General features: G+C 75.5%; 5 protein-coding genes and 1 pseudogene. 2 read left to right on the top strand and 4 right to left on the bottom strand.

Annotated elements, in window-relative coordinates:
- Nucleotides 1–250: 250 nt before the first annotated feature.
- A pseudogene (locus ACFC1T_RS28180) lies at nucleotides 251–1576 on the bottom strand (SpoIIE family protein phosphatase); the annotation flags it as partial.
- Between the two features lie 170 nt (nucleotides 1577–1746).
- Complete coding sequence (locus tag ACFC1T_RS28175; RefSeq protein WP_375892935.1) at nucleotides 1747–3096, bottom strand: NAD(P)/FAD-dependent oxidoreductase; 1350 nt, start codon at nucleotides 3094–3096, stop codon at nucleotides 1747–1749.
- A 574-nt stretch (nucleotides 3097–3670) separates the two neighbouring features.
- On the opposite strand from ACFC1T_RS28175, the gene ACFC1T_RS28170 reads away from it, so the two are divergent.
- Together ACFC1T_RS28170 and ACFC1T_RS28165 are read left to right on the top strand one after the other, a co-directional pair.
- Nucleotides 3671–4543, top strand: a complete 873-nt coding sequence (locus ACFC1T_RS28170) for a TetR/AcrR family transcriptional regulator (RefSeq protein WP_375892933.1) — start codon at nucleotides 3671–3673, stop codon at nucleotides 4541–4543.
- A 433-nt stretch (nucleotides 4544–4976) separates the two neighbouring features.
- The gene (locus ACFC1T_RS28165) at nucleotides 4977–7241 is read left to right on the top strand and encodes a sigma-70 family RNA polymerase sigma factor (protein WP_375892931.1); all 2265 of its coding nucleotides are present in this window, start codon (nucleotides 4977–4979) and stop codon (nucleotides 7239–7241) included.
- 92 nt (nucleotides 7242–7333) lie between these two features.
- On the opposite strand, the gene ACFC1T_RS28160 is transcribed toward ACFC1T_RS28165, so the two are convergent.
- Complete coding sequence (locus tag ACFC1T_RS28160; RefSeq protein WP_375892929.1) at nucleotides 7334–8038, bottom strand: DsbA family oxidoreductase; 705 nt, start codon at nucleotides 8036–8038, stop codon at nucleotides 7334–7336.
- A gap of 128 nt (nucleotides 8039–8166) precedes the next feature.
- Nucleotides 8167–8688 (bottom strand): universal stress protein, encoded by a 522-nt coding sequence (locus ACFC1T_RS28155; protein ID WP_375892927.1) that lies wholly within the window; start codon nucleotides 8686–8688, stop codon nucleotides 8167–8169.
- Nucleotides 8689–8777 lie beyond the last annotated feature (89 nt).

The following is an 8777-nucleotide window of genomic DNA, read 5'->3' as shown; positions in this document are numbered from 1 at the left end:
ACGTTTCAAACTCTAGCCGATCCCCGCTCCGAAAAGCGAATCCGGCCGCAATCCGATAAACAGCGCACGCCGAATAAGCACCGAGCCGAGACGCGAAAAAGCGAAACGACCGGCACGAACCGGAAGTGGTGTTTCAAGGGATTGGCTGCCGCGGGGCCGTCCGCGCAGATGCGTGTCCGGTGCTCCATGACAGGCAGCTCGAAGAACACTAGACCTCTGGAGTGGCCGAGTCAAGCACGGCAAGCGAATTTTCGGTGCCGCCCGCGGTGCCGCCCGCGGCGCCCTGCCTGCCCTCGTCCGCCGGCAGCTGGAAGGCCAGGACGGCGACGTCGTCGTCGTGCTCCGAGGTCACGCCCATCGCCCGGAGGAGCCGGGCGCAGATCACCTCGGGGGCGCCGACCGCGCCGGTGAGGGTGCGGGCCAGCAGGTCGAGGCCCTGGTCGATGTCCTCGTCGCGGCGCTCGACCAGTCCGTCCGTATAGAGGACGCCGGTGGTGCCGGGGAGCAGGCGCAGGGTGTGGGAGACGTGCAGGCCGTCCCCGGTGCCGAGCGGGGGACCGTTCTGTTCCTCGCTGCGCAGGATGGTGCCGTCGGGGCAGCGCAGCAGCATGGGGAGGTGGCCGGCCGACGCGTAGGAGAGGGTGCGGCGGCTCGGGTCCCAGACGGCGTAGGTGCAGGTGGCGATCTGGTTGGCGTCGATCTCCATGGCGAGGCCGTCGAGCAGGCGCATCACCTCGTGCGGGGGGAGGTCGAGGCGGGCGTAGGCGCGTACGGCGGTGCGGAGCTGGCCCATCACGGCGGCGGCCCGCAGGCCCCGGCCCATGACGTCGCCGATGACGAGTGCCGTGCGACCGCCGTCGATGGCGATGACGTCGTACCAGTCGCCGCCGACCGCGGCCTCGGCGCCGCCCGGCTGGTAGGTGGCGGCGACCCGCAGGTCGGCGGGCTGGTCGAGCTTCTGCGGGAGCAGGCTGCGCTGGAGGGTGACGGCGGCCTCGCGCTGGCGGCGTTCGGCTTCGCGCAGGCGGGCGGCGGCGAGCACCTGGTCGGTGACCTCGGCCGCGAAGATCAGGACGCCGGCGGGCGGGCCCTCGGCGGGGGTGTCGCCGGTGTCGCCCGGGCCGAGCGGGACGCAGGAGACGTTGTAGTAGCGGTTGCCGGTGAGCCCGAGGATGCAGCGCGCCTTGACGCTCCGGGGGCGGCCGCCGCGGATGACCTGGTCCATCAGGGGCAGGACGCCCATGGTGCCGAGCTCGGGGAGGGCCTCCCCCGCGGGCAGGCCGGTGGGGCGTTCGCCGAAGAGTTCGCGGTAGGCCCGGTTGGCGTAGCCGAGCTGGTGGAGCGGGCCGTAGGTGACGGCGACCGGGGCGGGGATGCGGTTGAGCACCTCGCGCAGGTTCTGCGGTTTGAGGGGGTCGAGGAGTTCGGCGGTGGCGGCGGGGCTGGTGGGGTCCCGGGGGCCGGGGACGACGATGCCGTCGGTGGAGGGCGTGCCCTCGTCGGTGCCGGCCCCGTTGGACGGGGCGGCACGCCAGGGGACTCCGGTGAGCCGGGCGCTCCAGCGCATGAGGTTCAAACGACGGCCGCTTCCTCGTTTTCCAGGCATATCATCACTTTTTGTGTGCACAGCATCACATGGGGTAATGACCAGTTCGGGCTGATCCTGTCAGGCGGAGGCCCGGTTCCGGAAGTCGCGCGCCCGGCGTGGCCGTCGGTTCGGCTCCGGACCCCTGGCGGCGGGGTCGCTCATCGGGGGGCGTCCGGCCCGGCACCGGACGGCCGTTCCGGCCCGGAATCGAAACCGCCCTCGAAGGCCGAACGCGGGTTCTCCATCGCCCCCAGCGAGACCACCTCGCGGGAGAACACCCCGCCGAGCACCCAGTCCATCAGCACCCGGACCCGTCGCTCCGCGCTCGGCAGCCGCCGCAGGTGCCGGGCCCGGTGCAGCCACCACGCCCGCCGTCCGGTGAGCCGGCCGCCGCGCCGGGTGTGGGCGACGGCCCGGTGCAGCCCCAGCGAGGTGGAACAGGCGGCCGGCCCGGGGCGGTACTCGACGAGGCCCGGCGCGTGCGGTCCACCCGCCAGCGCGACCGCGATGTTGCGGGCGAGCAGCTCGGCCTGGGCGAAGGCGTGCTGGGCGTTGGGCGCGCAGGGGGCGCCGTCCGCGTTCGGGTCGGGTACGGCGGCGCAGTCGCCGGCCGCCCAGACCCCGGGCAGTGCCCGCCCGTCCGGGCCGACGGCCTGGAGGGTGGCCAGGCAGCGGACCCGGCCGGCCGTGTCCAGCGGCAGGTCGGTGTCGCGCAGCAGCGGCGAAGGCCGGACGCCCGCCGTCCAGACCAGGGTGCGGGCGCCGAAGCGGCTGCCGTCGGAGAGCGTGGCGACCCCGTCGGCGGCGGACTCCAGGGTGGTGCGCAGGCGGACGTCGACGCCGCGTTCGCGCAGCTGGCCGAGGGTGTGCTCGGCGAGGTCGGCGGACTCCTCGGCGAGGATCCGGTCGCCGGACTCGACCAGGACCCAGCGCAGGTCCTCGGCGCGGACGTTGTGGTAGCTCCGCACGGCGGTGCGGGCCATGTCCTCCAGCTCGGCCAGCGCGCCGACGCCCGCGTAGCCGGCGCCGACGAAGACGAAGGTGAGCGCGGACTGCTGCAGGGCCGGGTCGCGGGTGGCGGAGGCGAGGTCGAGCTGCTCCAGCACGTGGTTGCGCAGGTGCACCGCCTCGCCGACGGTGGAGAAGCCGAGCCCGTGCTCGGCCAGGCCCGGCACCGGAGCGGTGCGGGAGACCGACCCCGGGGCCACCACCAGGACGTCGTAAGGGAGTTCGAGCGGCGCCGGGGTCTCGCCGGGGCTCGCGGCGTCGGCCAGGGCGCGCCGGGCGGCGTGTTCGACGCGGGTGATCCGGGCGGTCACCACCCGGCAGTGCGGCAGGGCCCGGCGCAGCGGGACGACCACGTGCCGGGGATCGATCGAACCGGCCGCGACCTCGGCCAGCAGCGGGTGGTAGGTGGAGTACGCCTGGGGCTCGACCACGGTGATCTCCACCTCGCGGCGCCGCAGCTGTTCCCACAGGACGCGCTGGAGGTGGAGTGCGGTGGCCATCCCGGCGCAGCCGCCGCCGACGATCAGGATCCTGATGGTGCACCTCCTGCCGGTGTGACGATTCGTCCCGGCCTCGCGGCCGGGGGTGTCCCCCCATCACGCCCCCCTATGAAGGACCGTCGGGGGTGGTCTTGTCCACAGTCCGTACGGGGCTGGTTGCGACGGAAGTGACGGGCGTGGCCAGTTGTGCTTCCCGGGCGACTTTCTGACGCACTTTCGGCTTCGAAGAGCCGTGAACTATGGTCGGATTGTGTGCCGGAGCGGCCACCGCCATGACAACCGGCGGCGACGCACCGTGGAGCGGCCACTACGGCCAGTTCCAGCGTTGGCGCGAGATCCCGACTGGGGGAGAGTCATCCGGGGAAGGGTAGTTCCCGGACGAGGCCCCGGTCGGTGCCGACGCGCCGAGCCGGACGCCGATGCGGTCCGGCGGCACGACCGTGGTCACCGGAACGCGACGGGCGGCACGAGCAATGGGTCATCTGGTCACTTCTGACGAGCTGAGCTGCACCGGGGGGTGCAGGGGCGGGCGACGACAGGGTCCGGTTTCGGACGCCTGCGGGGGAGAGTTGGGATGATGGAACAGAAGCAGGCATTGGGGCGGGCGAGCACACCGCACGCCGGACAGGGCATGGTCCCGGAGCAGCGCGGCCCGGTGGACCTGCCACCGGGCGGGATGTCGTACGCGGCGGTCCCGTACCGGACGGAGCCCCCGCAGGCCACCGCGCCGGTACCCGGGGCCCGGCTCCGGGTCGACGCGCGGCGGAACCTGGAGAGCGTGCTGCGCGCGGCCCGGGAGGTGTTCGGCGAGTTCGGCTACGGCGCTCCGATGGAGGAAGTGGCGCGCCGGGCCGGGGTCGGGGTCGGCACGGTCTACCGGCGGTTCCCGAGCAAGGAGGTGCTGGTCCAGCGGATCGCCGCCGAGGAGGTGGCCTGGCTGACCGCGCAGGCGCGGGAGTCGCTGTACGGCGGCGACGGCGCCTGGGAGGCACTGGCCGGCTACCTGGCCCGGGCGGTCGGCACCGGGGCGGGGCGGCTGCTGCCGCCGGAGGCGTTCCGGTACGCGGAGGAGCTGGGCCGGGTGCCCGAGCAGCGGGCTCCGGAGGCGCCGGCTGCCGTGCGCTTCGACCTGCGCGGCGAGGAGTCGCGCTCCGGGGCGCCGGTCGAACCCTCGGCGGCGGACGCCGATCCGCGGCTGCTGCTGCAACTGCTGGCCGCCCTGGTGGCGCGGGCCGGTGCGGCGGGCGAACTGCGGCCGGGCGTCACGGTGTCGGACGTGGTGCTGGTGCTGACCGCGTCGGTACCGGTGCACGCGGCGCGGCCCTCGGTCACGGCGCCGCCGTCGGCCGGTTTCACGGCGACCGGTCCGCAGCCCGACGGTCAGTCGGCTCCGGGGCCGGCGGACCGGCTGCTGCAGCTCCTGTTGGACGGTCTGCGGGCCCGCTGACCCCGGCTCGGACCGCCCCGGGGCACGGGGCGGTGCCGGTCGCGTCGGTACGGGCGTCGGTCCAGGCACGGTCGACGCACCCGACGGGCCCGGGAGTTGGACGGGAGCCGGACAGGAATCGGGCAGGACTCGGACGGGAGTTGCGCGGGACACCGGCGCGCGGACAGGGCACGCGCGCCGGGTGCGGCCATCGTGCGACCCCGCGCAACACGCTGGGCGAACACGGCGCGAGGGCCCCTCGGAAGAGTGGGTACCGGCCGGTCCGGCTACCGCCCGTCCCTGCGCTATGCCATCCTTTGCCCGTGGTTGGAGCCAATGTCCCGATGCGCGCCCTTCGCGCGCCGTCGGCGCCGTACGCCGGGGAACCGTGCGCCTACGCACTCCCGCGCGCCCTGCCACACTACGGGGGCTGTCGTGGAATCTGGGGTCCGTTGTGAGCGCCGAGGAACAGAACGACTACGGGTACGGCCTCGACTTCGGAGGCTACTCCGGTAGCGCGGCCGAAGGGTCCGCCGCGGGCCCCGGCGGCACCGGGGCCGCCCAAGTACCCGGCGCCGCAGCCGGTTCGGGCCCGACCCCCGGTTCGAGCCCCGGACACGTCCCCGACCAGGCCGGGATGCCCAGCCGCGAGACGCTGTCCGCCTCCGCCGCCGCGCTGCCGCCCGGCCGGGTGCCCGGCCAGGCCCCCGCCGGCCGCGGCCGCGTCGCCCCCGAGGCCTTCGTCGGCGACGGGCGGACCGCCCGGCCCGGCGCCCGGCCCACCGTCCCGGCCCCCGCCGACCCGGTCGACGGCGACCGCCCGCCCTCCGACGCCGAGTTGACCGCCCGGGTCCGGGCCGGCGACGACCGCGCGTACGAGGAGATCTACCTCCGGCACGCCGACTCGGTGCGCCGCTACGCCCGCACCTGCTGCCGGGACAGCTTCACCGCCGAGGACCTCGCCGGCGAGGTCTTCGCCCGCACCCTGCAGGCGCTCAAGGCGGGCAAGGGGCCCGAGTTCGCCGTCCGCGCCTACCTGCTGACCGCCGTGCGCAACGTCGCCGCCGCCTGGACCCGCAGCGAACGGCGCGAACAACTCGTCGACGACTTCGGCGTGTTCGCCCAGACCTCGGCCGCCGTGGTCGACTACGACCTGGCCGACCCCGGCGCCGACGCCTGGGCGATGGCGATGGCCGACCAGCGGATGGTCATGCAGGCCTACGCCGAACTGCCCGAGGACGACCGGATGGTGCTCTGGCACACCGAGGTCGAGCAGGAATCGCCCAAGACCGTCGCCGTGATGCTCGGCAAGACCGCCAACGCCACCGCCGTCCAGGCCCACCGGGCCCGCGACCGGCTGGCCGCCGCCTTCCTCCAGGCCCACGTCTCCGGCAGCCAGGCCGGCAGCTGCGAGGCCTACGCCAACCGGCTCGGCGCGTACGCCCGCGGCTCACTGCGCAAGCGGGCCTCGGCCGAGGTCGGACGGCACCTCAAGGAGTGCGACCGCTGCACGGCGGCCTGCCTCGAACTCGCCGAGATCAACACCGGCCTGCGCGCGCTGCTGCCCGGCGGCGTGCTGGTCTGGGTCGGGGTCGGCGGGTTCAGCGCCGCGGCGGCCGCCCTGGGCGGAGCCGCCGCCGTCGGCGGCGCGGCCGCCGCAGGCACGGCGGCCGCGGCGGCCGGCTCCTCGGGCACGTCCGCGGGAACCGCGGGGGCGGCCGGAGCCGCCGGTGCCTCCGGCGCGTCCGGCGGCAGCGGGGCCGGCGCGGGTGCCCTGGCCGGCGAGGGCCTCGGCACCGCCGCCAAGGCCGGGATCGCCGCCGCCGTGGCGGTCGCGGCCGCCGCCGTGGCCGCGTACGCGCTGACCGGCTCCCCCGAGCCGACGCCCCCGGCCGCCGCCCCGCCCGCCAGCAGCGCGCCGGTCGCCCCCGCCCCGGCGACCCCGGCCCCGGTGCTCCCCGCGTCCGCACCGCCCGCCCCGGCCCCCGACAGCGCCGCCCCGGCTCCGGCACCGCCCGCGACCAGTCCGAGCGCCGCTCCCAGCCCCGGTCCCAAGCCCAGCGCCAGGGCGAGCCAGGCGCCGGCGACCACCCGGGCACCGCGCAGCGAGCCGCCCGCGGTCACCCCCGAACCGCCCGCCGTCCCGGTGCCGACCCTCCCGCCGGTGCCGACGCCCGAGGTCCCCGTCGTCCCGACGCCGACCCTCCCGCCGGTGCCCGAACCGACCGTCGCCACACCCACCCCGCCCACACCCACCCCGCCCGCGCCCAGCGACTACTGGGGCGACTCGCTGCCCGTGGTCAAGCCCGGCCACCACCGGGTCCCGCCCGAGGGGCCGAGCATCCGGCAGCAGGGCAGCGACCGGTTCTGGCAGCACGACGGCGGCTGGATCGGCGGGGAGTACCACCGGCACGCCATCACCGTGCACGCGCCGGCCACCACGCTGATCGACCTCAACCGCGGCTGCACGTCCTTCGACGCGGTCGCCGGGGTGGACGACGCCACGCTCAGCCCCGGCGGGGTGGTCTTCACCGTCCAGTCGGGCGACGGCGGCACCCTGTGGCGCTCCCGGATCCTCGCCGCCGGGGACGACGCGGTGCCGGTGCACGTGCCGCTGGCCGGGCAGAAGTCGATCCGGCTGGTGGTCACGCCGGCGAGCGGGATCTGGTCGGCGCTGAACGTCGCGGACTGGGCACAGGCCCGGTTCCGGTGCACGTGACGCCCTGAGAGGTGACGGTGAAGGGGCCCGGGGCCGTTCCGGCTGGTTGCCCGGAACGGGCCCCGGGCCCCTCGTCACTCGGCTGCTGGGCGTCAGACCGCGCAGGAACCGTCCGCGCAGGCCTCACCGGCCGGGGCGACCTGCACCGGTACCGGACGGCGCTCGCCGATCTCGGCGGCGACCTGCTCCAGCACCTTGCGGAAGGTCTCGGCGTCCTGCCCGCCCTGGACCGCCCACTTGCCCTCGAACACGAAGGTCGGCACGGCGGTGATGCCCAGCTCGCGGGCCTCGGCCAGCTGCGCCCGGACCTCGGCGGTGCCCTCCTCGCCCGCCAGGTAGGCCGTCACCCGCGCGCGGTCCAGGCCCGCTGCGACGGCCACGTCGGCCAGCGCGGCGCGGTCGCCGACGTCCACGCCGTCGGTGAAGTGCGCCTTGAGCAGCGCCTCCTTGAGCCGGCCCTGCACCTCGGCGCCGTACTCGGCCTCGGCGAGGTGCAGCAGGCGGTGGCCCAGGAAGGTGTTGGCGTGCAGGGCGGCGTCGAAGTCGTACGTGATGCCCTCGGCCAGGCCCAGCTCGGCCACCCGCGCGTCCATCGCGACCGACTGCGGGCCGTAGCGCTCGGCCAGCCAGGCGCGGTGCGGGCTCGCCGTCGCCGGGGCGTCGGGGACCAGCTGGTACGGGCGGTAGACGACCTCGACGGCCTCCTTGCCCGGGAAGTCCGCCAGGGCCTGCTCGAAGCGGCGCTTGCCGATGTAGCACCAGGGGCAGGCGATGTCGGACCAGATCTCGACCTTCATGTTCGGGGGGCTCCAAGGGGCGTCTCGTGGCGGATGTACGAGATAGGTGAACGATGAACCATCTCGGTACATTCCCGACACCGCGCCGGAAGGCCCCGGGGTCGCTCGAGCGCGCCCCGACGATACGGTCAGCCCTCGGCCGGCGCGGGGACCACCAGGACCGGGCAGGCCGCGTGGTGCACCGCCGCCGAGCTCACCGAACCCAGCAGCAGCCGGACGAACCCGCCGTTGCCGCGGGTCCCCACCACCAGCGTGTGCTGCCGGGTCGACGCCTCCAGCAGCACCTCGATCACGTTGCCCAGCACCACGTGCAGCGACAGCTCCCCCTCGTACGGCCGGACCCGCTGCCGCAGCACCGTCCCCACCGCCCGGCGCAGCCCGTCCGCCATGCTCTCGACCAGCGTCTCCACGCTCTCCTGCACCAGCTCCGCCATGCCCGGCGGGTAGCCGGCCGGCGCCGGGTTCACCACGGCCAGCACGTACAGCGGAAGCCCGAACAGCTCCGCCTCCGTCATCGCCCGGTCCAGGGCCCACAGCGAACCGTCCGACCCGTCGCAGGCCGCCAGCACCCCGGGCGGCCTGCCCGTCGGCGGCCGCCCCAGCACCGACAGCACCACGGGAACCTCCCGCCCCGGGCCCACACCGCCCACCGCACACGCTCCTCACCGCGGACACAGAACCACGCCATCATCCCGCCCGGCCCCCGCCCCGCCCGGCGACGCCGCGCCGGGCGGGGCAG

This window comes from Kitasatospora sp. NPDC056076 (genome assembly GCF_042266305.1).
Lineage (GTDB): Bacteria > Actinomycetota > Actinomycetes > Streptomycetales > Streptomycetaceae > Kitasatospora.
Note: the sequence above shows the minus strand (reverse complement) of the source record. Positions and strands in the feature narration are given on the sequence as shown.